This window comes from Kribbella swartbergensis (genome assembly GCF_054784135.1).
In genome coordinates this window covers 96,807-123,109 of sequence record NZ_BAAGPM010000022.1, presented here as the reverse complement: position 1 = coordinate 123,109, position 26,303 = coordinate 96,807, and the positions used below count along the sequence as shown (strand labels likewise).

The window sequence follows — 26,303 nt, the reverse complement described above, 5'->3', positions numbered from 1 at the left end:
TTTGTGTGGGGGTACGCCGGTGGCCGCTCCCGCGGTGTTGTTCGCGGGAGCAGGTGGGCCCAAGGCCGGCGCTCGGGTTGGGCTGGGTGGCCGCGCGCATGGGTTGGCGGGCGCCCGGAGATGTGAGCCGGCCGCGCAGCGGGGCTGCGCGGCCGGGGGCTAGTTGGCGGGGTGGCGGCGCAGCGCTCGGGAGCGGAGGCGGGCCAGGAGGAGGTCGAACTCGTCGAGGAGGTCGGAGGCCTCGGTGCTGCCTCGGCTCAGGTACCAGCGCCACGACGGCGGTAGCAGGCGGGCGCGCCAGCGGCGCAGTTGCGGGGCCTGAGACCACAGCGCCTTGCGTACGGCGGCCGCCTCGGGGCGAAGGTCCACGGTCCGGCCCGCGTCACCGGCGTACCGGAGTGCCTCGATGCCGCGGGCCAGGCGGAGCGCCTGGGGATGGGCGTCGGCGGGCAGTTTGGTGACGAGCCAGTCGCCAGCCTGGCGTGGGGTGGCGATGTCCGACCAGTCCAGCCCCAGGTCGCGCGACGTGTCCCGGATCTCGGCCCACAGGCCCTCGGCGCCGAGCCGGCCGGGCGGTCTGGCGAACCGTCGCCGCCGCGTGAGGCTGCGGATCAGCCACGGGATGCCGAGCAACAGGAGGACACCAGCGACGATGGCGAGCGTCCGTCCGCCGCCATTGGTGAACCAGTTGCCGCCGTCAACCACCGGCACACCGCTGTCCTCGGGCAGGTTGCGGTCGCCGTTCGGCCTCTCGATGCCCGGGTCCTCGGTCGCGCCGGGGATGGTCGGGGCGGTGCTGGGCGCGGTCGTCGGGCTGGTCGGGTCCGGGGTCGCCGGCACCGTCCAGTTCGGCGTGCTCGCCACCCGCGCGGCCGGTGTCGGCTCGAACCGGACCCAGCCGATGCCCTGGAAGTACAGCTCCGGCCAGGCGTGCATGTCGTGCATCCGCACGGTGTACTCGCCGTCCTTGCCGGCCTGGCCGGGCAGGAACCCGATCCCGACCCGGGACGGGATGCCGACGATGCGGGCCATCAGCGCCATACCGGTGGCGAACTGCTCGCAGTACCCGGTCTTGCTCACCAGCAGGAAGTTCCGCAGCGCCCGCATGCCGCTGCCGCGCGCGTTCTCGGTGCTGTAGGTGAAGCCGCCGCCGCTGCGGAACCAGTTCTGCAGCAGCACGGCCGCCTCGAACTGGTTGCCCCTGGCATCGTTCGTGATCTCCTCGGCCAGGTTCCTGATGTCCTGCGGGGTGCCGCGGGGGACCCGGTTGGTGTACTGGTCCGGCTCACCGGAGCCGATCGCGTCGTGCAGTTGCTGCGGTGTCGGCTGCAGGTCGTACGCGGTCACGTTGTAGTTCTTGCCGCCGACCACCTGGCCGTTCGACGACACCACGTCGAGGGCGCTGACGTCGTACCGCCAGTCCCGCTTGAGCGAGATCGACTTCGCCGGGTAGGGGATCGGGGCGAACTGGGACCGGAAGCTCCGGCTGACGTCGATCTCGATCTTGGACTGCGGCACCTTGCCCAGGTCGCCGTTGTACCCGGGCGGCGGGGTCAGGTCACCGCTGATCTTGCGGCCTTCCTGACGCGGTCCGATCCGCCAGGTGTCGCCGTCGAAGAAGTCGAGCGCGGTGAGGCGCAGGTAGGTGCCGCCCGACGCGCCGCCCTTGTAGGTCAGCGCGACCACGTTGTCGCCGCGCTTCAGGTTCTTGCCCATGTCCAGCATCGGGTCGGTCGACGAGATCGACGCACCGATCCCGGTGCCGGGTCCGCTCCCGGCCAGGCCGTTGCCGACGACGCCTTCCGGCAGGGCCGGCAACAAGGCGGGCAGCAGCGCGGCCAGGGCCACGACGGTCAGGCCGATCCGGCGGCCGGCCTGCCCGAGCGCGGACGCCTCGATCGGCTCGGCGGCGTCCAGATGGGACACCCCGGAGATGCGACGGCCCCAGCGGCTGAGCCGGCTGCGGCCCTCGGCCGACAGCAGCAGGATGTACCCGAGCGCCGGCGGGATGAACAGCAGCGCCGGCAGGCCGCCGTGCACGGTCGCGGCCGGCACGGTGTACATGATCAGCAGCAGCAGTCCGGCCCACGCGGCCTGACGAAGCTGTACGGCGATCACGTGGATCAGCAACCCGGTCGCGGCGATCACCGAGGCGGCGAACAGCGTCAGGTGCTGGTCCGGCGGCAGTGGCGCGCTGAACCGGTTGATCGAGTCCATCGCATTGACCATCTGCTGGTTGAACTCCAGCGCGGTCGCCTTCACCGGGATCAGCCCGAACTTCAGCGTCTCCTTCAGGAAGAACAGCGAGATCAGCTCGACCAGCACGAACAGCTGGACGAACGGTACGAGGATCCGCGGCGCGCGCAGGTTCTGCAGCAGGATCCCGATGCCGGTGATCGCGCCGCACAGGAACGCGCTGATGAACAGGAACGGCCCGGAGAACACCGGCGTGAGCACGAGCGCACCCAGCACGGTCGCCCCCCAGGCAGCGAGCGAAATCCTGGCGTGCCCGGTCATCGCGACCCCGCCGGCGGTGGAGGAACGGCCATGAGCACCTTCATGCGATCCTTCCGCTCCGTAGTCCGAGGCCGGACCACACGGTGGGTAGGTGATCGCCGCGCCGGGCCCTGGCGACCCGCCAGCCGTTGCGGCGCAGTTCGTTCTCGGTGGCGTCCGTGGCCGCGGTCAGCCGGGCCGCCTTCTCGGTCGTCTCGGCGCCGACCGCCCAGCTGGCCGCGTCGAGCACCAGCGCGACGCCGATCGCCTGGCTGGTCCGCCAGCGATTCAGCGCGACGACGTCGTCGGAGCTCAGCGCGCCGACGATCGCGATCACCAGGCTCGGCTCCTGCGCGTGCCGGTCGACGGTGAGCAGCGGACCGATCTCGGCGTACTTGTGTTCCTCGACGGTCGCGCACTCGGTCAGCAACTGCTGCGTGGTGAGCGGTTGATGGACGGCGGCGGACGTACGGTGGCTGATCGCCGACAGCGTGGTCGGCCCGCCCAGCAGCGTGGTGGCGTAGCCGCGGCGGATCCGGTCGGTGCCGATCGAGGCAGCCGCGCTGACCGCCCACTCCAGGCTCGACGACGGTCCGTGGCCGTGATGCGAGACGGTGCGCGCGTCGATGAACATCGCGCACCGGCTCTGCCAGGGCTGCTCCTCGCGCCGCACCATCAGCTCGCCGCGCCGCGCGGTCGATCGCCAGTGCACCCGACGCAGGTCGTCGCCGTCGCGGTACTCGCGGACGGTCGCGTCCTCCTCGCCGGCCGAGGCGATGGCGCGCGGCCGGTTCTCACCCGAGCCGGCGCGGTCCGCGCCCAGCCGGATCTCGGGCAGCTTGTAGACCCGCGGCGTGACCAGCAGGTGCTGGCTGCGGGTGAACGTGCGGCTGGTCTCGACCAGCCCGAACGGGTCGGCCACCGTCAGCATCAACGGCCCGACCTGGAACAGACCGCGTACGTCGCTCTTGATCGGGTAGGTGACGGTACGACGCCAGTTCGGGCTGACCCGGTCAACGACGAACCGGGGCCGGTGCCCCAGGACGTAGGGAATCCGGTCCTCGAGCAGCAACAGCCCGGCCGGCATCCGGCCTTGGTTGCTCAGGGCAAGCTCCACGGTCGCCTGCGTGCCGACCGGAACCTGGTCCGGTGCGAGGCTGCGCCGTACCTGCAACCGCAGCCTGGTCCGCCCGACCACCAGCGCTGCGACGATCGGCAGAGCAACCAGGAGGATGCCGACGCGCAGCAGGTCCTTCTGCCCGAGCAGCAGCGCGCACAGTGACGCAGTGATCCCGGCCGCGACGAAGGCCCGGCCTCTGGTCGTCAGCCCGCGCAGTGCCTGCCGCATGTCTCAGTCCCGACGTGTGCGGGGCAGCGGCACGGTGGCCACCAGCCCGGAGATGATGTCGGCTGCACCGCGCCCACCGAGATGCGCCTCAGCCGCAGGGAGTACACGGTGTGCCAGCACCGGTACGGCCAGCTCCTGGATGTCGTCCGGCAGGACGAACTCCCTGGAGTCCAGAGCCGCGGCCGCACGGGCGGCGCGGATCAGATGCAGGGTCGACCGGGGGCTCGCACCCAGCCGGAGCTCCTGCGAACGGCGGGTCGCCCCGACGAGCGCGACGGCGTACTCCTTGACCGACTCCGACACGTGCACCGACTGCACCGTCTTCACCAGCCGCAGGATCTGCTGGCCGTCGGTGACCGCCTGCAGGTTGAGCAGCGGGTCGTCGGCGGCGTGACCGTCGAGCATCCGCAGCTCGGCGGCCGGCTCGGGGTAGCCCATCGAGACCCGGGCCATGAACCGGTCGCGCTGCGCCTCGGGGAGGGGGTAGGTGCCTTCCATCTCGATCGGGTTCTGGGTCGCGATGACCATGAACGGCGTCTCGAGCTGGTACGTCGTGGTGTCGACGGTGACCTGGCGTTCCTCCATCGACTCCAGCAGCGCGGCCTGGGTCTTCGGCGAGGCGCGGTTGATCTCGTCGCCGACCACGATGTTCGCGAACACCGCACCCGGCTTGAACTCGAAGTCGCGGATCTCCTGGTTGAAGACCGACACGCCGGTGATGTCCGACGGCAGCAGGTCCGGCGTGAACTGGATCCGGCGCACGCTGCAGTCGATCGACTTGGCCAGAGCCTTGGCCAGCATCGTCTTGCCCACGCCGGGAACGTCCTCGATCAGCAGGTGCCCCTCGGCCAGCAGGACCGTAATGGCGACCTCGACCACGTCGGGTTTGCCCTCGATCACCTGCTCCATCGCCCGGCGGACGCGGCCCGCCACCTCGGACAGCTCGTCGAAATCCCCGGCTCCAGCCAGCGCCGAGCTGGTCGCGGTGGTGCTCACCCTGTGTCCTCCCCATTCGTTGACGGCCGACACATTCTCACCCGCTGTAGAGGTCCGGCCTAGAGCAGCGGAAGTTTCGTTACCTGGCGTTTCGGTGTTCATCGGCACAGGCCCTCACCGGCGTGGGTCGGAAAGTCGTCCCTCCAAGCGTACGGGTGGGCAAAACCTTGTGCCGGGCGTACGACGACGCGCACGGCGAAACGGTTCGGCGCCGGGATGCCCGAGTTCTCCACTCATATGCCTCATACGTCGGAGGCGACGGAGCGGTTCCGGGGTGGACGTGGGTGGAGGGAAGTGGAGGGCGGTCAGGCGGGGGAGCGGTGCCCGGAGGGCGGCGGTGGGCCGGACGGGGAGCGTGGGAATCGGGCGACGCGTGGGGGAAACGGGGGTGAAGTTGGTTGACGGTGGGGGAAAGTGGAGTAAGGTGGAGCGCAGTGGAACTGAAGTGGTGGAAACAGCTCGCCTGAGACGGAGAGTCCGCAACGGGGAGGTGGAGCGTGTTCCTCGGAACTCACTTCCCCAAGCTCGACGACAAAGGACGGCTGTTCCTGCCGGCGAAGTTCCGGGACGAACTGGCCGACGGCCTGGTGATCACCCGCGGACAGGAGCGGTCGCTGTCCGTGTGGCCCGAGCGCGAGTTCGTCCAACTGACCGAGCAGTTGAAGCAGGCGCCGATCACCAACAAGGGTGCGCGGGACTACCTGCGGATGCTGTTCGCCGGAGCCTCGAACGAGGTGCCGGACAAGCAGGGCCGGGTCACCATCCCGCCGATGCTGCGCGATTACGCAAGCCTGGATCGCGACTGCGTCGTCATCGGGGCGATGAACAGGGTGGAGATCTGGAACACGGAGAACTGGAACAGGTACTCCGCGGAGCAGGAGCAGGCGTTCGCCGACCTCTCCGAGGAGGTACTGCCCGGGATCTTCTGAGCTGAAGAGTGGGAGAGCAGCAACCGTGAGTGCACCGGCCGTCCGGTGAGATCACGGGTCCGACTTCCGACCTCAGGTGTTGGCGTCACTTCCCCGGCGCCAAGACCACGGGGTACTTCCCCGGAAGGCGAACCCGCGATCTGACCGGACGGCGATGTCTCCGGGACCGGCTCCACTTTTCCTCCCATGACATCCAGGGACCTCCAGGAGACATCGACGGCAGCCGGCCCCGCCGGCCCGACCCGCCCCGGACAGCACAGGTACGACGCAGTACGGCGAAGCCGGACCGGAGCCGCGACCTCCGGGCCGGCGCTCACCGGCAACGCCAGGGCCCGCGAGGGCAGGCCGGAAGGGCAGGACGGCAGTCACGAGAACCTGCGGGGGCAGGGTCGCTCCCGCGGCGACGGGAAGGGTCGAGGATGGACGCTGCGGAGCGGCATGTGCCGGTGATGCTGGAGCGCGTGGTCGCGCTGCTGGCTCCCGCGCTCGCGCACCCCAGCGCGGTCCTCGTCGACGCCACCCTCGGCCTCGGCGGTCATTCCGAGGCGTTCCTGCGCCGGTTCCCCGAGGCCCGGCTGATCGGTCTCGACCGCGACCCCGAGGCGCTGCGGCTCGCCGGTGACCGGCTGGCGCCGTACCAGGAGCGCATCACGCTCGTGCACGCGGTGTACGACGAACTGCCGCGGGTGCTCGCGGACCTCGACGTCCCGGAGATCGACGGCATCCTGTTCGACCTGGGCGTCTCCTCGATGCAGCTGGACGAGCCGGAGCGCGGTTTCGCCTACGCGCAGGACGCGCCGCTGGACATGCGGATGGACAGCACCGGCCCGACCACGGCCGCCGACATCGTCAACACCTACAGCGCGGCCGACCTGGCCCGGATCCTGTACCAGTACGGCGAGGAGAAGTTCGCCCGGCGGATCGCGGACCGGATCGTGCGCGAGCGGGAGATCGAGCCGTTCACCAACAGCGCGCGGTTGTCCGAGCTGGTCCGCAACGCGATCCCACAGGCCGCCCGCCGGACCGGGGGACACCCGGCCAAGCGGACGTTCCAGGCGCTGCGGATCGAGGTGAACGGCGAGCTCGACGTGCTGCGGCGTGCGCTGCCGGCCGCGATCGAGGCGCTGGCGCTGCACGGCCGGATCGTGGTGATGAGCTACCACTCCCTGGAGGACCGGATCACCAAGCAGACGTTCGCGGCCGGCGCCAAGTCCGACGTACCGGACGACCTGCCGGTGATCCCGGCCGGGCACGAGCCTTACCTCAAGTTGCTGACCCGGGGAGCCGAGCGGCCGACCGAGGAGGAGGTCGCGGCGAACCCGCGGGCCGCCTCCGCTCGCGTGCGGGCGGCCGAACGGATCCGGACGAAGGGGTTGGTGGCCTGATGAGTACTGTCTTCAGCCCGCAGAAAGCGCGGGTCACACCGGCTCCGGCGAAGCGTCCGGAGCCGAAGCTGCGGGTCGTGTACGGGGCGCCGTTCCGGCCGCCGCGGATGCCGTTCGTCATCTTCGTGGTGTCACTGCTGGCGGCCGGTCTGGTCGGCCTGCTGCTGCTCAACACGGAGCTGCAGAGCGGGACCTTCCAGGTGACCGCGCTGAACAAGCAGGCGGACCAGCTGAAGGACCAGCAGGAGCAGTTGGAGAAGCAGGTCCGCACGCTGGAGTCGCCGCAGAACCTGGCCGACCGGGCGGTGCGGATGGGCATGGTGCCGAACCCGAACCCGGTGTTCCTACGGCTGTCCGACGGGCAGGTGCTGGGTGTGCCGGTGGAGGGCAAGGCCGGCACGGGCGCGGCGATGTTCGGCCCGGGCATGCCGACGGGTACGGCGACCAAGCCGCCGGTCACGCCGGTCAAGCCGAAGCCGTCGGCCACGACGGTGAAGCCACCCGCCAGCACCGTGAAGCCGCCGGCGACCGCCGTGAAGCCGCCGGCGAGCGGGACCCGGCCGTCCGCGACCGGGACGACAGCACGAACCGGTACGGCGACGGGCAACAAGCCGCCCGCCGGCACGACCACACGTACGACGACCACCGGGGGATGATCGGATGACGGACCGACGGGGCAGCGAGCCGCCACGCAAGCGTGGTGAACCGGGGCGGAGCACTCCGCCGCGCAAGGCTCCGCCTCGTCCGACGTCGGCTACCGACAGCACCGGCATCACCCCACAGCGTCCCGAGTCCACCCGCGAACGCCTCCTCCGCAAGGCACGGGAGGAGGCAGCCGGCGCCGCGCGCCGGCCGGAAGCAGGCGGAGCGACCGGCACGAACTCGGCAGGCGGCCAGAGCCGCCCCGGCGCGAGCGGCCGCGCGCCCGCGCCGCGCAAGCAGACAAGTACAGGTGGCCGGCCCACCCCACGCAACGCAAGTGCACGGACCGAACGGCAGGCCGGTGGGCCAACCACCGGGCCGCGGAGCGCGGCTGCTCGGGGCGACGGCCAGGCGGGTCGACCAGAGAAGACGAGCGGGCCGCGGAATGCGGCTGCCCGGACCGAAGGAGAGGCCGGTGGGGCAACCACCGGGCCGCGGAGCGCGGCTGCTCGGGCCGAGGGGAAGGCGGGTCGGCCGGAGAAGGCGGCCGGGTCGCGGAGTGGGGCTGCTCGGGGCGATGGGCGGGCGGGTCGGTCGGAGACGGCGGGCGGGGCGCGGGCGGGTCGTCGGGGCGGGTTGGGCGGCGGAGCGCGGAAGGCGGGGGCCGAGGGGCAGGGGCGGTCGCTGGAGCGGGCGCCGGGCGCCAAGCGGGCGGCTCGGCCGCGGAAGGCTACGGCTGGGGCGCGGCCGGCACCTCGACGGCCCGACCCGGACAGCACGCCCCGGAACGTGGCCGCCAAGAAGGCGGCGGCGAAGAAGAGTGCACCGCGGAAGCGGGCTCAGAGCCGGCGTCCTCCGCAGCCGAGGAAGAAGAAGGTCAAGCGTCCGCCGCGGACGTTGAAGCTGGGGCGGCCGATGTTGCGGCTGCGGGTGACGTTCGTGGTGATGGCGTTCGTGCTGTCGCTGTTCGCCGGCCGGCTGGTGCTGCTGCAGGGAGTGGACCCGGACAGCTACGCACTGGCGGCCAGCAAGGAGAACACCAAGCCGTTCGTGCTGCACGCGTCCCGCGGCTCGATCCTGGACCGGAACGGCGTACCGCTGAGCGTGTCCGAGGACGCGGTCGCGATCACCGCCGACCCGACCCAGACCAAGCCGGTGGCCCAGCAACTCGCGGCCGTCCTGGCTCCGAAGCTGACCGGTACGACGTACGCCGAACTCGTCACCGCGATGACCGGGAAGGGCCGGTTCGCCTACCTCGCCCGTCAGGTCAGCCCGCAGACCTGGAACGACATCGAGGCCGAGCTGAAGGCGAAGAACGCCCAGATCGCCCAGCAGAACAAGGGCAAGCCGCTGGACCAGCAGGAGCCTCTGCTGGCCGGGATCTACACCGAGGACGACCCGATCCGCAGCCACCCGAACGGCACCATCGCGGCCAACGTGGTCGGCGTCGTCGGCGCCGACGGCAAGGGCCTCGCCGGGCTCGAGTACGGCCTGAACGACAAGCTGTCCGGCCAGGACGGCAAGGCCATGTACGAGGTGGACACCAAGGGCAACAAGATCCCGAACGCGAACCACACCGTCGAGGAGCCCAAGCCCGGCCTGACCGCCCAGCTCACCCTGGACGCCGACCTGCAGTGGTTCGCGGAGAAGCGGATCGAGCAGGCGGTGAAGCAGTACAAGGCCACCTCCGGCACGGTGATCACCCAGGACGTGAAGACCGGCGAGATCCTGGCGATGGCGAACTACCCGACGTTCGACCCGAACAAGCCGGTGAAGTCGAGCCAGTTGTACAACCCGGCGCTCGAGCAGGTGTACGAGCCGGGCAGTGTGCAGAAGGTGGTCACGATGGCCGCGCTGGCCGACGCCGGTCTCATCGACCTGAACACCAAGCTCAAGGTGCCGGGCAGTATCGAGGTGCAGCGCCGGACGGTCCGCGACCACTTCCCGCACGGCACGCTCGACCTGACCATCGCGGGCGTGATCGCGAAGTCGTCGAACGTCGGCACGATCATCGCGTCGCGGGAGATGCGGATCCCTCAGTTCGTGAAGTACCTGAAGGACTTCGGGTTCGGCGAGCCGACCGGACTCGGCTTCCCTGGCGAGAGCCGTGGCGTGATGCCGCCCGGCGACGAGTGGAGCGAGCTGACCCGTTCGCAGGTCGCGTTCGGCCAGGGGCTCGCGGTCAACGCCGTCCAGATGACCGCGGCCGTCAACGCGGTCGCCAACGGCGGTGTCTTCGTGCCGCCGAAACTGGTGAAGAACTACGTCGACGTGAACGGCAACATCGTCCCGAACCCGTCCGGCGCGTCCCGCCGGGTGGTGAGCGAGAAGGCCGCCAAAGAGGTCGCCACGATGATGGAGGCGGTCACCGCGAAGGGTGGGACCGCGACCCAGGCCGCGATCGACGGCTACCGGGTGGCCGGCAAGACAGGTACCGCGCAGCAGGTCGACCCCGCCTGCGCCTGCTACCGGAAGTGGGCCACCTCTTTCGCCGGATTCGCGCCCGCCGACAACCCGCGCTTCGTTACGTACGTCGTACTCCAGAACCCGCAGAACGGGCGTAGTGGTGGTGGACAGGGAGGACCGGTGTTCCGGGACGTGATGAGCTACGCGCTGCAGAAGTACGTCGTACCCCCGACGGGTGCGAAGCAGCCTGTCGTACCGCTCGAGTGGTGACGCAGGGTCAGGTGGGAGTCACAAGGGCCGGAGCGGTAGCCTCATGGCCCGTGTCCACACCTACCGCCGCAGGCGGAGCTGTCGCAGCGATCAGGCCGCGGCACGTCGTGCCGGTCAGCCTCGCCGAGGTCGCCAGGACCGCTCATGCGCCGATGCCCGCCACCACCAGCGTCGAGGTGACCGGTGTGTCGCTCGACTCCCGGTCGGTCCTTCGAGGCGACCTGTACGCCGCTCTGCCCGGAGCGGTCACGCATGGCGCGGCCTTCGTCGCGAAGGCCCAGCAGTCCGGAGCTGTCGCCGTGTTGACCGACCCCACCGGTCAGGAGCGGGCCGAGGCGACCGGCCTGCCCGTGCTGGTGGTCGACCGGCCGCGGGACGTGCTCGGCGCGGTCGCGGCCCGGATCTACGGCGAGCCGACGAAGGAACTGCGGCTGCTCGGGATCACCGGGACCAACGGCAAGACCACGACGACCTTCCTGCTGGACGCCGTACTGCGCCGGCTCGGACCGGCCGCCTTGATCGGCACGGTCCAGACCCGGATCGGCGACGAGGTGGTGAAGAGCGTCCGGACCACTCCGGAGGCCACCGACCTGCACGCGCTGTTCGCGGTGATGCGTGAGCAGGGAGTCGCCTCGTGCTCGATGGAGGTGTCCAGTCACGCGCTGGCCCAGGGACGGGTGGACGGTGCGCGGTTCGCGGTCGCCGGGTTCACCAACCTGACCCAGGATCACCTGGACTTCCACCACACGTTCGAGGAGTACTTCGCGGCGAAGGCCTCGCTGTTCACCCCGGAGCGGTGTGATGTGGCGGTGGTGACGATCGACGACGAGTACGGCCGCCGGCTGGCCGCGCAGACCGTCGTACCACTGGTCACGGTGTCCACCAGGGGTGAAGCCGACTGGAGCGTGACCAGTACGCACCAGTCCGAGCACAACACGACGGTGATCGACATCCAGGGGCCGGGGGAGACGCTGACCGTCGAGATCGGGCTGCCCGGAGACTTCAACGTGGCGAACGCCCTGCTGGCGACCGCGATGCTGCGGCAGGTCGGCGTACCGGCCGACGAGATCGCGGCCGGGTTGCGGACCGCCGCCGTACCGGGTCGGATGGAGACGTTCACCCGCCAGGACGGTGTGACTGTGATCGTCGACTACGCGCACACGCCGGACGCGGTCGAGCTCGCGCTCCAGGCCGCCCGCGGTGCGACGAAAGGACGTCTGTACGCGGTCGTCGGCTGCGGAGGCGACCGGGACCCGGGCAAGCGACCGGCGATGGGCGCCGCGGCCGCGCGGACGGCGGACGTCGTGATCATCACCGACGACAACCCGCGCAGCGAGGACCCGGCGGCGATCCGGGCCGCCGCGCTCGAGGGTGCCCGGGCCGCGGTGCCGGAGGCCGACCTGCGCGAGATCGGCGATCGCCGGCAGGCCATCGCCGCCGCGATCGAGCTGGCCGGTCCGGGTGACACCGTCGTCGTACTGGGGAAGGGCCACGAGACAGGCCAGGACGTCGGCGGTGTGATCCACCCGTTCGACGATCGTGAGACCGTGCGTGAGTTGCTGGAGGCAGAGCGGTGATCCCTGTCAGTTGCGGTGAGATCGCCGAGGCCGTCGACGGCGAGCTGGTGGGTGTCGACCCCTCGGCTGTCGTGGACGGCGCGGTGGTGATCGACTCGCGAGCCGCCGTGCCGGGTGGGCTGTTCGTCGCCCTGCCCGGCGAGCGTGTCGACGGGCACGACTACGTCGGTACGGCGACCGAGGCCGGTGTCACGGCATCGCTGACCACACGAGCTGTCGACGGTTCGCCGTGCATCGTCGTCGCCGACGCGCAGAAGGCGCTCGGCGACCTGGCCCGGCTGGTGGTCGGCCGGTTGCCCGGGCTGACCGTGATCGGCCTGACCGGATCGTCCGGGAAGACCAGCACGAAGGACCTGATCGCCCAGTTGATCCGCCCGTACGGCGAGACCGTGTCGCCGGAGGGTTCGTTCAACAACGAGCTCGGCCACCCGCTGACCGCGCTGCAGGCGACCGACACCACGAAGTTCCTGGTGGCGGAGATGGGTGCGCGGCACCTGGGCGACCTGACCTATCTGTGCGGGATCACGCCGCCGAAGGTCGGGCTGGTGCTGAACGTCGGGACGTCGCACATCGGCGAGTTCGGCAGCCAGGACAACATCGCGCTGGCCAAGGGTGAGCTGATCGAGGCGCTGGTACCGGGCGGCACCGCCGTACTGAATGCGGACGACCCGCGCGTCGCCGCGATGGCGAGCCGGACCGAGCAGCGGGCGCTGACATTCGGTGAGGCGCCCGGCGCAGAGGTTCGCGCGACCGACCTGAAGCTGGACGCCGAGGGCCGGCCGGGTTTCACGCTCCGGATCGGCGACTTCAGCCGCCCGGTGCAGTTGCAGTTCGTCGGGGAGCACTACGTGTCCAACGCGCTCGGCGCGGCGGCCGTCGCCTACGCGGTCGGGCTGACTCCCGAGCAGATCGCCGAAGGGCTGGCCGGAGCCACTCCGGTCTCGGCGGCCCGGATGGAGGTCGTCGAACGTGCGGACGGCGTTACGGTGATCAACGACGCCTTCAACGCGAACCCGGACTCGATGCGCGCCGCGCTGAAGGCGCTGGTCGCGATCGGGCGGGCCCGCGGCGCCCGGACCTGGGCGGTGCTCGGCGAGATGCTCGAACTCGGTGACACCTCCGCCGACGAGCACGACGCGGTCGGCCGGCTCGCGGTCCGGCTGGACGTGAACCGGCTCGTCGTGGTCGGCCCGGGGGCCAAACCGATCCACCTCGGGGCCTCGCTCGAAGGGTCCTGGGGCAACGAGTCGGCGTACGTCGACACGATCCCGGAGGCCCTCGACCTGCTCCGGGCCGAGTTGCGGGCCGGTGACGTCGTACTGGTGAAGTCCTCGAAGGCCGCGAAACTGCGCAGCCTGGCCGACGCTCTGCTGGAGGACGCGCAGTGATCTCGATCCTGTTCGCGGGTGCCGTCTCGATGGTGCTGACGCTGCTCGGCACCCGGTGGGCGATCACCCTGCTGGCCCGGCGCGGCTACGGCCAGGAGATCCGCGACGATGGCCCGACCTCGCACCACACCAAGCGCGGTACGCCGACCATGGGCGGCACCGTGTTCATCGTCGCGACCATCGTCGGCTACTTCGCCGCGAAGCTGTTCACGATGACGCCGCCGAGCGCCTCTGCGATCCTGGTGCTGTTCCTGTTCGCCGGGATGGGCGCGGTCGGCTTCCTCGACGACTTCATCAAGATCTTCCGCCAGCGCAGCCTGGGCCTGCGCAGCAAAGCGAAGCTGGCCGGCCAGACCATGGTCGCGGTCGCGTTCGCCGTGCTCGCGCTGCAGTTCCCGGACGAACGCGGCCAGCGGCCGGCCTCGCCGTTCATCTCGTTCATCCGCGACATCGAGTGGCTGCACCTGGCCGGCGTGCTGGTGGTGATCTGGATCCTGCTGCTGATCGCCGGCATGTCCAACGGCGTCAACCTGGCCGACGGCCTGGACGGTCTGGCCACCGGCGCGTCGATGATGGTGTTCGGCGCCTACACGCTGATCTGCATCTGGCAGTTCAACCAGAGTTGCGCGACCGCGCCGACGTCGAAGTGCTACGAGGTCCGCGACCCGCACGACCTGGCCGTGGTCGCGGCCGCGCTGACCGGTGCGCTGTTCGGCTTCCTGTGGTGGAACGCGTCACCGGCCAAGATCTTCATGGGTGACACCGGCTCGCTGTCGCTCGGCGGCGCGCTGGCCGGTTTCGCGGTGATGACCCGGACCGAACTGCTGGTGCTGCTGCTCGGCGGCCTGTTCGTCATCATCACCGCCTCGGTGATCCTGCAGGTCGGCTACTTCAAGATCACCAAGGGCAAGCGGCTGTTCCGGATGGCGCCGTTGCACCACCACTTCGAGATGCTCGGCTGGGAACAGGTCAACGTGGTGATCCGGTTCTGGATCATCCAGGGCCTGTGCGTCGTGATCGGTCTCGGCGTCTTCTACGCGGAATGGGTGGCCGGATGAGTCTCACCACACGCACCGACGACGGCTGGAGCACGACCCGCTTCGTCGTTCTCGGCTTCGGTACGGCGGGTTACGCGTGTGCCGACTCGCTGCTCCAGGCCGGCGCCGAGCACCTGACCGTCCTGGACGACCGGGAAACCGAGGACCTGCGGGAGAAGGCCCGGATCCTCGAGACGCTCGGCGCCACCGTCACGCTCGGTCCGGGCAGTACGGCGGAACTCCCCAAGGACGTCGACGTCGTCGTGACGTCGCCCGGCGTACCGCCGCACGCGCCGCTGCTGGCCGAGGCGGCCGAGCGCGAGGTGCCGATCTGGAGCGAGATCGAGCTGGCCTGGCGGCTGCGCGACCCGGCGAACGCCGCGCCGTGGCTGTGCGTCACCGGCACCAACGGCAAGACCACGACGGTGCAGATGCTGACCGCCATGCTGACCGCCGCCGGGCACCGTGCCGTTGCCGCCGGCAACGTCGGGAAGCCGCTGCTGGAAGCCGTGATGGACCCCGAGCCGTACGACGTGATCGCGGTCGAGCTGTCGAGCTACCAGTTGCACTTCACCCACTCGATGTCCGCGCACTCGGCCGCCGTACTGAACATCGCACCGGACCACGTCGACTGGCACGGCTCGCTGGAGGCGTACGCGAAGGACAAGGGCCGGATCTACGAGAACTGCCAGGTCGCCTGCGTCTACAACGTCGCCGACCCGGCCACCGAGCAACTGGTGGTGGACGCCGACGTGGTCGAGGGCTGCCGCGCGATCGGCTTCATCCTCGGTACGCCGGACATCTCGATGGTCGGCCTGGTCGACGATCTGCTCGTCGACCGTGCTTTCGTGGAGCAGCGGGCGTCCTCGGCGCTCGAGCTGGCGACGCTGGACGACGTCACCCCGCCGGCGCCGCACAACGTGGCGAACGCGCTGGCCGCCGCCGCGCTGGCCCGGGCATTCGGGGTCCCGGCGACCGCGGTCCGCGACGGGCTGCGCGGGTTCCGGCCGGACAAGCACCGGATCGCGCACGTCGCGGAAGTTGCCGGGGTCAACTATGTCGACGACTCGAAGGCGACCAACCCGCACGCGGCCCAGGCGTCGTTGCTGGCCTACGAGCACGTGGTCTGGATCGCCGGCGGTCAGGCCAAGGGGGCGACCTTCGACGAGTTGGTCATCGCGGCCCGCGACCGGCTGCGCGCCGTCGTCCTGCTCGGACAGGACAAGCAGGTGATCGCCGAAGCTCTTGCCCGACACGCACCGGATGTCCCGAGGATCGTGATCGAGGCAACGGACACTGGAGCCATGGAGATCGTGGTGGGGGAGGCAACGAAGCTCGCGCAGGTGGGCGACACCGTGCTGCTCGCTCCCGGCTGCGCCTCCTGGGACATGTTCGCCAACTACGGAGCCCGCGGGGACGCCTTCGCCGAAGCCGTGCACCGGCTGGGCCAGAACTGATCCGGAGGTGATCGCGTGACGTCGATCGCGGATCAGCCGGATCAGAAGAAGAGTGACGAGCGGCCGTGGGTGGCCGCGATTCGCGAGGTGCTGGACCGGCCGCTGACGTCGTACCACATCCTGCTCGGGGCCACCGGCCTGCTGCTGGTGCTCGGGCTGCTGATGGTGCTGTCCGCGTCCAGCGTGCTGTCACTGCGCGCGAACGGGAACAGCTACACGATCTTCGTCCGCCAGCTGATCTGGGTCGGCGTCGGCCTGCCGATGGCCTACGTCGCGTCCCGGATGACGCCGCGGCACTTCCGCATGCTCGCGTACGTCGCCCTGCTGGGCTCCGTGTTCCTGCTGGTGCTGACGTACATCCCGGGCCTGGGTGTCGGCGTGAACGGCAACACCAACTGGCTGAACCTCGGCGGCCCGCTGCAGATCCAGCCCAGTGAGTTCGCCAAGCTGGCGCTGGTGATGTGGTGCGCGGATCTGTACGCCCGCAAGGAGAAGCTGCTCACCCAGTGGAAGCACCTGCTGGTGCCGATGGTGCCGGTCTGCGGCCTGGTGATCGCGCTGGTCGTCGGCCAGCGCGACCTGGGGACGGCGCTGGTCCTGATGGCGGTGATGATCGGGCTGATCTGGATCGTCGGCGCACCGACCCGGCTGTTCGTCGCGACCATCGTGGTGGTCGGCGCGATCGCGTCGTACTTCGTGATCACCGCCAAGCACCGGATGGACCGGATCTCGTCGTTCTGGGACCCGTTCAACGACCCGTCCGGGATCGGCTGGCAGGCGTACCACTCGTTCTACGCGCTCTCCACCGGCGGCTGGTGGGGTGTCGGGATCGGCAACAGCCGGCAGAAGTGGGGCAACCTGCCGGAGGCGCACACCGACTTCATCTTCTCCGTGATCGGTGAGGAACTCGGCCTGGTCGGGTCGCTCACCGTGCTCGCCCTGTTCCTCACCCTGGCCTACGCCGGGGTGCGGATCGCGACCCGGAACACCGAGCCGTTCGTCCGCTACGCGGCGGCCGGGATCACCATCTGGATCATGGCCCAGACCCTGGTCAACCTGGGGGCCGTGATCGGGCTGCTACCCATCGTGGGGATTCCGCTCCCGCTTTTGTCGTACGGTGGTTCCGCACTGCTGCCGACGCTGATCGCGATCGGCATGCTGCTGGCCTTCGCGAAGGCCGAACCCGGCGCACAGGCCGCGCTGAAGGAGACCAGGCGGCCGCGGTTCGGGTGGCTGCCGTCGCGACGTACGTCCTGACCGAGAACACGCGGGAGCGCTGAAAGCTGTGCCCAGCATCGTCCTGGCCGGTGGAGGATCCGCCGGCCACACCTCACCCCTGATCGCCACCGCCGACGCCCTGCGCCGGATCGATCCGGGCATCGAGATCCTGGCCCTCGGCACCGAGCGCGGCCTGGAGACCCGGGTGGTTCCCGAGGCCGGTTACCGGCTCGAACTGATCCCGCCGGTGCCGCTGCCGCGCAAGCCGACGCCGGCGCTGCTCGCCGTACCGGGGAAGATGCTCGCCTCGGTGAGCGCCGCCCGCCGCGTGCTGGAGGAGGCCAAGGCCGACGTGCTGGTCGGTTTCGGCGGGTACGTCTCCACTCCCGCGTACGTGGCCGCCTGGCGGCGGAAGACCCCGATCGTCGTCCACGAGGGCAACGCGGTCCCCGGGATCGCGAACAAGTTCGCCGCCCGGTACTGCACGCAGCACGTGAAGACCTCGTTCCCGGGCACGGACCTGCCGCACGCCGAGTACGTCGGCCTGCCGATCCGGCGCGCCATCTCGACACTGGACCGGGCCGCGCTGCGGGCCGAGGCGCGGCAGTTCTTCGGGCTCGACCCGGACGCGCCGACCCTGTTCGTCACCGGCGGATCGCAGGGCGCCCAGCGGCTGAACGAGGCGTTCGCCGGTGCGGCCGCCGACCTGCGGGCGGCCGGGATCCAGGTGATCCACGCGATCGGCCCGAAGAACACACTTGAAGTGCCCTCCGCGGGGAACCTGCCTTATGTGGTGTTGTCGTACGTCGACCGGATGGACCTCGCCTACGCGGCGGCGGACCTGGTCGTGTGCCGGTCGGGTGCGAACACGGTCACCGAGGTGTCCGGCGTCGGACTGCCCGCGGTCTACGTTCCGCTCCCGCACGGTAACGGCGAGCAAGCGCTGAACGCCAAACCCGTAGTCGACGCCGGTGGCGGCCTGCTGGTGGACAACGCGGCCGTGACGCCGGACTGGGTCCGCGCGAACGTTCCGCAACTTCTGCACGACACCGAGCGTCTGACTGCCATGTCCACAGCGGCGAAGGGCCTGATCCGTACGGATGCCGACGACCGATTGGCGCGGATCATCCTGGATGTGGTGGGGTCTGCTTCGTGATCGTCACCGCTCCTGATACGACGCTCCCGGCCGAGAAGCTGGGCCGGGTGCACTTCGTCGGCATCGGCGGCGCCGGCATGTCCGGAATCGCCCGGATCATGGCGTCCCGCGGCATCGAGGTGTCCGGTTCCGACGCCAAGGACGGGAAGGTGCTGTCGGCGCTGCGCGCACTCGGCGCCACCTGCTGGGTCGGTCACGCCGCCGAGCACGTCGCCGAGGCGGACACCGTGGTGGTGTCCACCGCGATCCGTGAGACCAACCCCGAGGTGGTCGCCGCCCGCGCCGCCGGGATCCCGATCCTGCCGCGGGCCGCGGCGCTCGCCTCGGTGATGGTCGGCCGCCGGACCCTCGCGGTCGCCGGCACGCACGGCAAGACGACCACAACGTCGATGCTGACCGTCGCACTGCAGCACTGCGGCGCGGACCCGTCGTACGCGATCGGCGGCAACCTCAACGAGTCCGGGTCGAACGCCCACGACGGCAGCGGTGACCTGTTCGTCGCGGAGGCGGACGAATCGGACAAGTCGTTCCTGACCTACAGCCCCGAGGTGTCGATCGTCACCTCGGTCGAGCCGGACCACCTGGACAACTACGGCGACGAGGCCAGCTACCGGCTCGCCTTCGAGCAGTTCTGCGACCAGGTGCTTCCGGGGGGCTTCATGGTCATCTGCTTCGACGACCCGGGTGCACGGCAGTTGGCGACGTTCGCGCGGGAGCGTGGGATCGACGTCCGGACGTACGGCGAGTCGCACGACGCGGACCTGCGGGTCACGCAGATCACCGCGACCGGCGCCACGCAGTCGTTCGTCCCGGTGTACCGCGGCCGGAAGCTGCCGGTGGTGCAGTTGCAGCAGGCCGGCAAGCACAACGCGCTGAACGCGTCCGCCGCGTTGACGGTCGGGCTGGGCCTCGGGTTCTCCGCGGCCGACCTGGCCGCGGGGCTGGCCGCGTTCACCGGGACCGGCCGGCGGTTCGAGTTCAAGGGGCTCGAGGACGGGGTCCGGGTGTTCGACTCCTACGCCCACCACCCGACCGAGCTGGCCGTCGACCTCACCGCGGCCCGGCAGGTCGCGGGGGAGGGGCGCGTGATCGCCTGCTTCCAGCCGCACCTGTTCAGCCGGACCAGGATCTTCGCCACCCAGTTCTCCGAGGCGCTCGCGCTGGCCGACGAGGTCGTCGTGATGGACGTGTTCGCGGCCCGCGAGGACCCGGAGCCCGGCGTCACCGGTGCGCTGATCGCGAACCACGTGCCGCTGAAGCCTGAGCAGGTCCGGTTCGAGCCGTCGTGGTCCGCCGTACCGCAACTGGTCGCCGATCTGGCCGAACCGGGCGACCTGGTCGTCACCCTGGGCGCCGGCGACGTGACGCTGATCGGCCCGGAAGTCGTCGGTTTGCTGGCCGAACGCGCCGCCGCCCGCGAGTCTGCGGCCGAGGTTCTCGCTCCTGTGGTGGAGTAAAGGGGTGGGGTCTTCGGCATGAGCCAGAGCGCTGATCTGGCTCGGGCACAACAGCGGTTCGCGCGCCGGCAACGGTTGGTGCGCTGGCGAAGCTGGCTGCCGTGGGCGATCGGCGGCGCCGTCCTGGTGTTCGGCGGGTTGATCGTCTGGCTGTTCTACTTCTCCGCCGTGCTCGCGGTCGACGGCGTCCGGGTGAGCGGGGCCGATACGGTGCCGGTGGCAACGATCGAGAACGTCGCCGAGGCACCGGTGGGTACGCCACTCGCGCAGGTCGACCTGAGTGCGATCGCGGCCCGGGTGCGGACGATCCCGGCGGTGGCTGACGCGCAGGTGACCCGGGCATGGCCGAACAAGGTCGTGATCGTCGTCACCGAACGGGTTCCGGTGGTGGTGGTCACCGACGGCAGCCGGTACGAGCTGGTCGACGCGACCGGTACGGCGTTCAAAACGGTGCCGGACCGGCCGGCCGGGTTGCCGGAGGCGAAGGTGACCGGGAACCGGCGGGACGTGACGATCCGGTCGGTGGTGACGGTTTCGGCCGCACTGCCGTCCACACTGCGGGCACAGGTGAGGTCGATTTCGGCAGCGTCGCCGGACTCGATCACCCTCAACCTCGGGTCCGGCGTAAGGGTCGTTTGGGGCAGTTCCGATGACAGCGAGCGCAAGGCCGAGGTACTCAGCGTGCTGATGAAGCGCAAGGCGACGGTGTACGACGTGTCGGCGCCCGATCTTCCTGTCACCAAAGGGGAAAAGCGGTGACCGATCACATCACAGGGACATCACCGGCGTGCGCGGCGAGGCGCGTGGACACGGCCCGAATCGGTCCCGTACCGTGCGGCGTAATCTAAAGTTGACATAAGTCTAACCATCCACTTGAGGTTCAGTCTTTTCGCTGGAACTTTTCGCTGGAACAGGGCCAACCGGCCACAACGGGAACAGAACGAGGCGAGAGGCGCGGACGTGGCGGCACCGCAGAACTACCTGGCACTCATCAAGGTCGTCGGCATCGGCGGAGGCGGCGTGAACGCCGTCAACCGGATGATCGAGCACGGTCTGAAGGGCGTTGAGTTCATCGCCATCAACACCGACGCGCAGGCGCTGTTGATGAGCGACGCGGACGTCAAGCTCGACATCGGCCGCGAAGAGACCCGCGGCCTCGGCGCCGGCGCGAACCCGGCGATCGGGCAGAAGGCCGCCGAGGACCACGCGGAGGAGATCGAGGAGGCGCTGAAGGGCGCCGACATGGTCTTCGTCACCGCCGGCGAGGGCGGCGGCACCGGCACCGGCGGCGCGCCGGTGGTGGCCCGGATCGCCCGTTCGCTCGGCGCGCTGACCATCGGTGTGGTGACCCGGCCGTTCTCGTTCGAGGGCAAGCGCCGCGCCACCCAGGCCGAGGACGGCATCAGCACCCTCCGCGAGGAGGTGGACACGCTGATCGTCATCCCGAACGACCGGCTGCTGACCATCTCCGACCGCGCCGTGTCCGTGCTGGACGCGTTCAAGCAGGCCGACCAGGTGCTGCTGCAGGGTGTCTCCGGCATCACCGACCTGATCACCACGCCCGGCCTGATCAACGTCGACTTCGCCGACGTCAAGGCGGTCATGTCGAACGCCGGTTCCGCGCTGATGGGTATCGGCTCGTCCCGCGGTGAGGACCGCGCGGTCGCGGCGGCCGAGGCGGCCATCTCCTCTCCGTTGCTCGAGGCAAGCATCGAGGGTGCGCACGGCGTACTGCTGTCGATCGCCGGCGGGTCCGACCTGGGTCTGTTCGAGATCAACGAGGCTGCCCAGCTGGTCTCGGAGTCGGCGCACTCGGACGCGAACATCATCTTCGGTGCGGTCATCGACGACGCCCTCGGCGACGAGGTCCGGGTCACGGTGATCGCGGCCGGGTTCGACGGCGGGATGCCGAAGCGCCGCGAGCAGGCGATGAACTCGGCCCGCCCGCAGGCAACGTCCAGGCCGAGCAGCGAAGCCTCCTACGCGGCGCCGACGCAGCAGTCGACACCCCCGCCGCAGCCTCCTCCGGCCGCGCCGCCAACCGGTCAGCAGGGTCAGAACCCGGCCACGCCGACCGCGCCGGTTTCCACCGGGCAGGGCAGTGGGCAGGCGCAGGCCGGCCCGGCCTCCGCGGGGCAGGCCGGGCCTGGCACGTCCGCACCGGCCGGATCGCCCACCGGGCAGAGCACGTCACCGAACCCGCCGGCGCCGACCGACGACACGGTCCCGGTGCCGACGCCGACCGAAGGCCGTCCGGGTGCCGGTACGACGCACTCGGCCCGCCCGCAGGCCGGCGACCCGGTCCGCACGGTCGCGCCGAACCCGCAGCCCGCGCCGCACACCCCGGCCTCGCCCACGTCGCAGCACTCCTGGCCGGTCAACGGCCCGAGCAACTCGCCGACCCCGTCGGGACCGTCGCAGCCGAGCACGCAGTCCGGCACCTCGCAGTCCGGCCCGACCCGCCCGGCCCGCAAGCCCGAGCCCGAAGAAGACCTCGACATCCCGGACTTCCTGAAGTAAGCAGCATCCTGGCCGGTAGGCTCTGGATGTGTTCGGGTATGACGAAGTTCTGCGCGATGTCCGCTTCGCCTTCACCGATCGGTTCGGCGGTGCGAGCAGAGCGCCGTACGGCGAACTGAACCTCGGCAGTGCGGTCGGTGACGACGCCGACGCCGTGGTGGAGAACTACCGCCGGCTCGCGGCCGAGTTCGGTGTCCGGCCGGAGGCGATGGTCCGGGTCAGCCAGGTGCACGGCCGCGACGTCCACGTGGTCCGGCGCGGAGACGAACTTCCGGTCAGGCCGATGCCGACCGCCGATGCCCTCGTCACCACTCGCGACGACGTCGTGCTGTGTGTCCGCGCCGCCGACTGTCTGCCCGTCCTGTTCGCCGGCGACGGTGTCATCGGTGCCGCGCATTCCGGCCGCAAGGGGTTGTACGCCGGCGTCGTACCGGCGACTGTCGAGGCGATGCGGGAACTCGGCGCGTCGCGGATCACCGCCGTACTCGGGCCTTATGCGTGTGGCAACTGCTACGAGGTGCCGGCGGAGATGCGGGCCGAGGTGGCCGAGCGGGTGCCGGCGTCGTACGCCGAGACGAGTTGGGGTACGCCGTCGATCGACGTGGCGGCCGGGGTCCGCGCGCAACTGGCCGAACTGGAGGTCGACGTAGTCGACGCGACCACCTGCACGATCGAGTCGGAGAATCTCTACTCGTATCGGCGGGAAGGTCCGGTGAGTGGCCGGATGGCCGGGCTGGTGAAGCTGACGCAGTGATGACGACACGCGCGGACGAACTGCGGGACAACCTGCGGCAGGCTCGGGAGCGGATCGAGAAGGCCTGTGAGGCGGCGGGGAGGACCCCGGACGAGGTCACCCTTGTCGCGATCACCAAAACCTTCCCAGTCAGCGACGTACGGACGCTGACGGCCCTCGGGGTCGACGACGTGGGGGAGAACCGCGAGCAGGAGCTCAAGGTCAAGGCACCGGACTGCCCGGACGTCACCTGGCACTTCGTCGGGCAACTGCAGTCGAAGAAGGCGCGGTCCGTGGTCCGGTACGCGTCGGTCGTGCACTCGGTCGACCGTTCCTCGCTGGTGACCGCGTTGTCGAAGGCCGCGGTCGCGGAAGAACGGATCGTGCGCTGCCTGCTCCAGGTGAGCCTTGCGTCCTACGGACCGGCCGAAGCCGCCACCGGCGCCAACCGCGGTGGTCTCGAGCCATCCGCCGTACTTGAGCTGGCCGCGGAAGTCGCCGCGGCGGACGGGTTGGAGCTGGGCGGCGTGATGGCGGTGGCACCACTGGGCTCGGACCCCGACGAGGCGTTCGCGGGACTGCGCGAAGTAGCCTCCCGGTTACGCTCCGAACATCCTGGCGCGGACTGGATCTCGGCGGGGATGAGCGAGGATCTGGACGCCGCGATCAGGCACGGGGCGACACACGTTCGGCTCGGGCGTGCATTACTCGGTACACGCACTCCACTGGGTTAGTGTCGACATCGAGCGGGTTTTGCTTCCTGCTCACCGTTGTCGTCGAACCGGATCGAGGGGCTGGAGGGCCATGAGCGGCGCGCTGCGCAAGATGGGTGTCTACCTCGGCTTGGTCGAGGACGGGGAGCGCTACAACGCGCGGTACGACGACTACGACGAGTACGACGAATACGACGACGACGCAGTCGAGGCCGTCGACGGGGAGTCCCACGAGACCGAGCCGGTGCCCGCCGGCCGGGAGAGCCGCGAAACCCGCGCCGAGCCGCACTTCCACCAAGGGCGCGAGGAGACCGGCGGCACGGTCAGCAAGTTCCCAGATCGACGTGGTGTCGCACCGTCCCCGGAGGTTACCGAGTTGGCCCGCATCACCACCGTGCACCCGCGCAGCTACAACGAGGCGCGCGTCATCGGTGAGCACTTCCGTGACGGCACGCCCGTCATCATGAACCTGACCGAGATGGACCACGCCGACGCCAAGCGGCTGGTCGACTTCGCCGCCGGGCTGATCTTCTGCTGCCGTGGCTCGATCGAGCGGATCACCACCAAGGTGTTCCTGGTCTGCCCGCCGAACGTGACGGTGGCGGCCGAGGAGAAGGAGAAGATCGCCGCGGATGGGTTCTACAACCAGAGCTGACGGCCGGTTCCGACCCGCCGTTTCCGCCGGTCTTCTACACTCATTGACGACATGGTTGCTCTAGCGCTCGTCCTCACGGTTCTCTACTGGGTACTGCTCGCCTTCTTCCTGACGTTGGTGGCGCGGTTCGTGCTCAGCCTGATCGTCATGTTCGCGCCGCAGTGGCACCCGAAGGGCCCACTGCTGCTGTTCTTCGAGTTGGTCTACTCGGTCACCGATCCTTTCCTGCGGCCGCTGCGGCGGATCCTGCCCCCGATCGGGGCCGGCGGGATCCGGATCGACCTGTCCATGCTGATGCTGTTCGTCATCGTCTCGCTGGCGATGTCGATCAACTCGACCGCCCTCCGTTCACTGTGACCCAGTGCGCCGCGGGTGGTACGGAACCGGTGAATCGCCCACCGAGTCGGAGGGTGAGGACGCCACGGACGGGGTAGGTAGAGTCTCGGACAACGGGGCCGGTTCGTTGATGCGTCCGCCGGGTCGTGGACCGTTATCGCCCGCCCGGATTCCGTTAGAACACAACGAAGCGATAACGTGATCTACTGAGTCGCCGGGGTTGAGGCCACGGGGACTCCGCCAAGACACAGACAAACGAGGTGAAAGATGCCGCTGACGCCGGATGACGTCCGCTCGAAGCAGTTCACGCCCGTCCGACTACGGGAGGGCTACGACGTCACTGAGGTCGACTCCTTCCTCGACGAGGTCGAAGCCGAGCTCGAGCGACTTCTCGCCGAGAACGAGGAGCTGCGGGCCAAGCTCGCGGCGGCTCAGCGCGCGGGTGCGGGGCAGGACCGGCCGGTCGACCAGACCGCCGCGCTGCCGCCCGTCGTGCAGCAGCCCAAGCCACCGGTCGTGGTCGAGAAGCCGGAGGAGAAGCCACCCGTCGTCGCGCCTGTAGCGGCCGCGGGGGCTGCTGCGGCGGCAGGGACCGTCGGCGACGCCTCCAGCTCCGCGGTGCGGCTGCTGGAGATGGCGACGAAGCACTCCGACGACCTCGTCCAGGAGGCGAAGGACACCGCCGACAAGATCATCGGCGAGGCCCGCGCCAAGGCCGAGCGGCTGGAGAACGAGGCGCGCGGCAAGGCCGACCGGATGACCGGTGAGGCCCGCGCCCGCGCCGAGAAGCTCGACGGCGAGATCGCCGAGCGCCGCGCCCAGATGCTGGGCTCGCTGGAGAAGCAGAAGGGCCAGCTGGAGCGCACGATCGACGACCTGCACGCCTACGAGCGCGAGTACCGCAGCCGGCTGAAGACCTACTTCACCGAGCAGCTCAAGGCGCTGGGCAACGGCGACGACACGCTGAGCCCGCGGAACGGCTTCCGCCCGGAGGCTCGCGCGCAGGCGCACGGTCACGGCGTCTAAAACCTCGGACAAGAGGCGGTGCTTTCCGGCGGCACCGCCTCTTCGTCATGTCCGGGTACTTTTGACACACAGTCCGTGACCAGTCACAGGATGTCAGGGCCAGACAAGGGGCTCCTTCCGGCCGCTCAACGTCTCCACATCACTGAGCCGCAGCCGGTACGGCGCAAGCCGCAGCAAGGACGGTGATTCCCCGGCCGGACCTTCGGGGAACACACCCCAGAAGTTGTACCCCAGTGGTGCCGGAGCATCTCGATACAGCTCCCACACTCGCCGCCGGGTCGCCACGTCGGTGATCCACTCCGCGCGGCAGTCCGCGACCGCCACCTCGTGGCCCGGTTCCCAGTAGCTGCAGCTGACATACCGGCTGTAGGCCAGGTGCCGCACCTTGATCGGGGTCGCCTTGGTGACGATCCAGCCGGTCAGGTCATCGTCCAATTCCCAGAGCGGATGCAGAATGCGGGTTCTCGGCCGGTTGTCCGGCCCGACTGTCGCCACCGTGCACCACACGATGCGGTGCGCTCTGGCCACGAACTCCTTTTGCACAACCATGGTTGTAGG

22 protein-coding genes and 1 pseudogene are annotated in these 26,303 nt (G+C 70.0%); 19 read left to right on the top strand and 4 right to left on the bottom strand.

The window, feature by feature from the left end:
• Window positions 1-159: 159 nt before the first annotated feature.
• Genes ACYVOK_RS19205 through ACYVOK_RS19195 form a run of 3 tightly spaced genes read right to left on the bottom strand, consistent with a single transcriptional unit; the run spans window position 160 to window position 4,753 of the window.
• Window positions 160-2,517 carry a transglutaminase family protein gene (locus tag ACYVOK_RS19205; protein ID WP_460663833.1) on the bottom strand — a complete coding sequence of 786 codons (2,358 nt, stop codon included), beginning with the start codon at window positions 2,515-2,517 and terminating at the stop codon, window positions 160-162.
• A 40-nt stretch (window positions 2,518-2,557) separates the two neighbouring features.
• Complete coding sequence (locus tag ACYVOK_RS19200) at window positions 2,558-3,844, bottom strand: DUF58 domain-containing protein (protein ID WP_460663832.1); 1,287 nt, start codon at window positions 3,842-3,844, stop codon at window positions 2,558-2,560.
• A gap of 3 nt (window positions 3,845-3,847) precedes the next feature.
• Window positions 3,848-4,753 carry an AAA family ATPase gene (locus ACYVOK_RS19195; protein ID WP_460664510.1) on the bottom strand — a complete coding sequence of 302 codons (906 nt, stop codon included), beginning with the start codon at window positions 4,751-4,753 and terminating at the stop codon, window positions 3,848-3,850.
• Window positions 4,754-5,337: 584 nt separating this feature from the next.
• Here ACYVOK_RS19195 and mraZ point away from each other — a divergent pair.
• From mraZ to ACYVOK_RS19100, 19 genes and pseudogenes are all read left to right on the top strand, one after another.
• Window positions 5,338-5,769 carry a division/cell wall cluster transcriptional repressor MraZ gene (gene mraZ, locus ACYVOK_RS19190; RefSeq protein ID WP_460663831.1) on the top strand — a complete coding sequence of 144 codons (432 nt, stop codon included), beginning with the start codon at window positions 5,338-5,340 and terminating at the stop codon, window positions 5,767-5,769.
• Window positions 5,770-5,955: 186 nt separating this feature from the next.
• Entirely contained in the window at window positions 5,956-6,219 is a 264-nt protein-coding gene (locus ACYVOK_RS19185; protein ID WP_460663830.1) for a hypothetical protein, read from the top strand.
• On the top strand, window positions 6,189-7,154 hold the full coding sequence (gene rsmH / locus ACYVOK_RS19180) for a 16S rRNA (cytosine(1402)-N(4))-methyltransferase RsmH (protein WP_460663829.1): 966 nt from the start codon (window positions 6,189-6,191) through the stop codon (window positions 7,152-7,154). The genes ACYVOK_RS19185 and rsmH overlap by 31 nt, the downstream gene beginning before the upstream one ends.
• Complete coding sequence (locus tag ACYVOK_RS19175) at window positions 7,154-7,810, top strand: hypothetical protein (RefSeq protein WP_460663828.1); 657 nt, start codon at window positions 7,154-7,156, stop codon at window positions 7,808-7,810. Before rsmH ends, ACYVOK_RS19175 begins: the two co-directional genes overlap by 1 nt.
• Before the next feature lie 775 nt (window positions 7,811-8,585).
• The gene (locus ACYVOK_RS19170) at window positions 8,586-10,472 is read left to right on the top strand and encodes a peptidoglycan D,D-transpeptidase FtsI family protein (RefSeq protein ID WP_460663827.1); all 1,887 of its coding nucleotides are present in this window, start codon (window positions 8,586-8,588) and stop codon (window positions 10,470-10,472) included.
• Window positions 10,473-10,522: 50 nt separating this feature from the next.
• Window positions 10,523-12,049: a UDP-N-acetylmuramoyl-L-alanyl-D-glutamate--2,6-diaminopimelate ligase gene (locus ACYVOK_RS19165; protein WP_460663826.1), complete on the top strand. Its 1,527-nt coding sequence runs from the start codon at window positions 10,523-10,525 to the stop codon at window positions 12,047-12,049.
• A complete protein-coding gene (locus tag ACYVOK_RS19160) occupies window positions 12,046-13,437 on the top strand; it encodes a UDP-N-acetylmuramoyl-tripeptide--D-alanyl-D-alanine ligase (RefSeq protein WP_460663825.1) in 1,392 nt (463 codons plus the stop codon). Before ACYVOK_RS19165 ends, ACYVOK_RS19160 begins: the two co-directional genes overlap by 4 nt.
• Complete coding sequence (gene mraY / locus ACYVOK_RS19155) at window positions 13,434-14,495, top strand: phospho-N-acetylmuramoyl-pentapeptide-transferase (protein WP_460663824.1); 1,062 nt, start codon at window positions 13,434-13,436, stop codon at window positions 14,493-14,495. The genes ACYVOK_RS19160 and mraY overlap by 4 nt, the downstream gene beginning before the upstream one ends.
• Complete coding sequence (gene murD, locus ACYVOK_RS19150; RefSeq protein ID WP_460663823.1) at window positions 14,492-15,931, top strand: UDP-N-acetylmuramoyl-L-alanine--D-glutamate ligase; 1,440 nt, start codon at window positions 14,492-14,494, stop codon at window positions 15,929-15,931. The genes mraY and murD overlap by 4 nt, the downstream gene beginning before the upstream one ends.
• A gap of 15 nt (window positions 15,932-15,946) precedes the next feature.
• Window positions 15,947-17,188 (top strand): putative lipid II flippase FtsW, encoded by a 1,242-nt coding sequence (gene ftsW, locus ACYVOK_RS19145; protein WP_460663822.1) that lies wholly within the window; start codon window positions 15,947-15,949, stop codon window positions 17,186-17,188.
• Window positions 17,189-17,216: 28 nt separating this feature from the next.
• Complete coding sequence (gene murG / locus ACYVOK_RS19140; RefSeq protein WP_460663821.1) at window positions 17,217-18,305, top strand: undecaprenyldiphospho-muramoylpentapeptide beta-N-acetylglucosaminyltransferase; 1,089 nt, start codon at window positions 17,217-17,219, stop codon at window positions 18,303-18,305.
• Window positions 18,302-19,762, top strand: a complete 1,461-nt coding sequence (gene murC / locus ACYVOK_RS19135; protein ID WP_460663820.1) for a UDP-N-acetylmuramate--L-alanine ligase — start codon at window positions 18,302-18,304, stop codon at window positions 19,760-19,762. The genes murG and murC overlap by 4 nt, the downstream gene beginning before the upstream one ends.
• Window positions 19,763-19,780: 18 nt before the next feature.
• Entirely contained in the window at window positions 19,781-20,521 is a 741-nt protein-coding gene (locus ACYVOK_RS19130; protein ID WP_460663819.1) for a cell division protein FtsQ/DivIB, read from the top strand.
• 201 nt (window positions 20,522-20,722) lie between these two features.
• Window positions 20,723-21,997 (top strand): annotated as a pseudogene (gene ftsZ, locus ACYVOK_RS19125) (cell division protein FtsZ); the annotation flags it as partial.
• Window positions 21,998-22,310: 313 nt separating this feature from the next.
• Entirely contained in the window at window positions 22,311-23,036 is a 726-nt protein-coding gene (pgeF, locus tag ACYVOK_RS19120) for a peptidoglycan editing factor PgeF (RefSeq protein WP_460663818.1), read from the top strand.
• Window positions 23,036-23,749, top strand: coding sequence for a YggS family pyridoxal phosphate-dependent enzyme (locus ACYVOK_RS19115; protein ID WP_460663817.1), 714 nt, complete (start codon window positions 23,036-23,038; stop codon window positions 23,747-23,749). The genes pgeF and ACYVOK_RS19115 overlap by 1 nt, the downstream gene beginning before the upstream one ends.
• A 70-nt stretch (window positions 23,750-23,819) precedes the next feature.
• The gene (locus tag ACYVOK_RS19110; protein WP_460663816.1) at window positions 23,820-24,383 is read left to right on the top strand and encodes a cell division protein SepF; all 564 of its coding nucleotides are present in this window, start codon (window positions 23,820-23,822) and stop codon (window positions 24,381-24,383) included.
• A gap of 51 nt (window positions 24,384-24,434) precedes the next feature.
• Entirely contained in the window at window positions 24,435-24,740 is a 306-nt protein-coding gene (locus ACYVOK_RS19105) for a YggT family protein (protein WP_460663815.1), read from the top strand.
• A gap of 246 nt (window positions 24,741-24,986) precedes the next feature.
• Window positions 24,987-25,745 (top strand): DivIVA domain-containing protein, encoded by a 759-nt coding sequence (locus ACYVOK_RS19100; RefSeq protein ID WP_360469210.1) that lies wholly within the window; start codon window positions 24,987-24,989, stop codon window positions 25,743-25,745.
• 93 nt (window positions 25,746-25,838) lie between these two features.
• Here the strand turns inward: ACYVOK_RS19100 and ACYVOK_RS19095 are convergent, their stop codons facing one another.
• Window positions 25,839-26,294, bottom strand: coding sequence for a pyridoxamine 5'-phosphate oxidase family protein (locus ACYVOK_RS19095; protein ID WP_460663814.1), 456 nt, complete (start codon window positions 26,292-26,294; stop codon window positions 25,839-25,841).
• Between the last annotated feature and the right edge of the window lie 9 nt (window positions 26,295-26,303).

What these genes read in the sequence shown, in the direction of transcription:
- ACYVOK_RS19195 (WP_460664510.1), bottom strand. Translation starts at nt 4,753, where the DNA reads ATGGAGCAGGTGATCGAGGGCAAACCCGACGTGGTCGAGGTCGCCATT.
- ACYVOK_RS19100 (WP_360469210.1), top strand. Translation starts at nt 24,987, where the DNA reads ATGCCGCTGACGCCGGATGACGTCCGCTCGAAGCAGTTCACGCCCGTC.
- ACYVOK_RS19130 (WP_460663819.1), top strand. Translation starts at nt 19,781, where the DNA reads ATGAGCCAGAGCGCTGATCTGGCTCGGGCACAACAGCGGTTCGCGCGC.
- ACYVOK_RS19110 (WP_460663816.1), top strand. Translation starts at nt 23,820, where the DNA reads ATGAGCGGCGCGCTGCGCAAGATGGGTGTCTACCTCGGCTTGGTCGAG.
- rsmH (WP_460663829.1), top strand. Translation starts at nt 6,189, where the DNA reads ATGGACGCTGCGGAGCGGCATGTGCCGGTGATGCTGGAGCGCGTGGTC.
- ACYVOK_RS19185 (WP_460663830.1), top strand. Translation starts at nt 5,956, where the DNA reads ATGACATCCAGGGACCTCCAGGAGACATCGACGGCAGCCGGCCCCGCC.
- ACYVOK_RS19200 (WP_460663832.1), bottom strand. Translation starts at nt 3,844, where the DNA reads ATGCGGCAGGCACTGCGCGGGCTGACGACCAGAGGCCGGGCCTTCGTC.
- ACYVOK_RS19105 (WP_460663815.1), top strand. Translation starts at nt 24,435, where the DNA reads ATGGTTGCTCTAGCGCTCGTCCTCACGGTTCTCTACTGGGTACTGCTC.
- ACYVOK_RS19175 (WP_460663828.1), top strand. Translation starts at nt 7,154, where the DNA reads ATGAGTACTGTCTTCAGCCCGCAGAAAGCGCGGGTCACACCGGCTCCG.
- ACYVOK_RS19115 (WP_460663817.1), top strand. Translation starts at nt 23,036, where the DNA reads ATGACGACACGCGCGGACGAACTGCGGGACAACCTGCGGCAGGCTCGG.
- ACYVOK_RS19205 (WP_460663833.1), bottom strand. Translation starts at nt 2,517, where the DNA reads ATGACCGGGCACGCCAGGATTTCGCTCGCTGCCTGGGGGGCGACCGTG.
- ACYVOK_RS19095 (WP_460663814.1), bottom strand. Translation starts at nt 26,294, where the DNA reads ATGGTTGTGCAAAAGGAGTTCGTGGCCAGAGCGCACCGCATCGTGTGG.
- murD (WP_460663823.1), top strand. Translation starts at nt 14,492, where the DNA reads ATGAGTCTCACCACACGCACCGACGACGGCTGGAGCACGACCCGCTTC.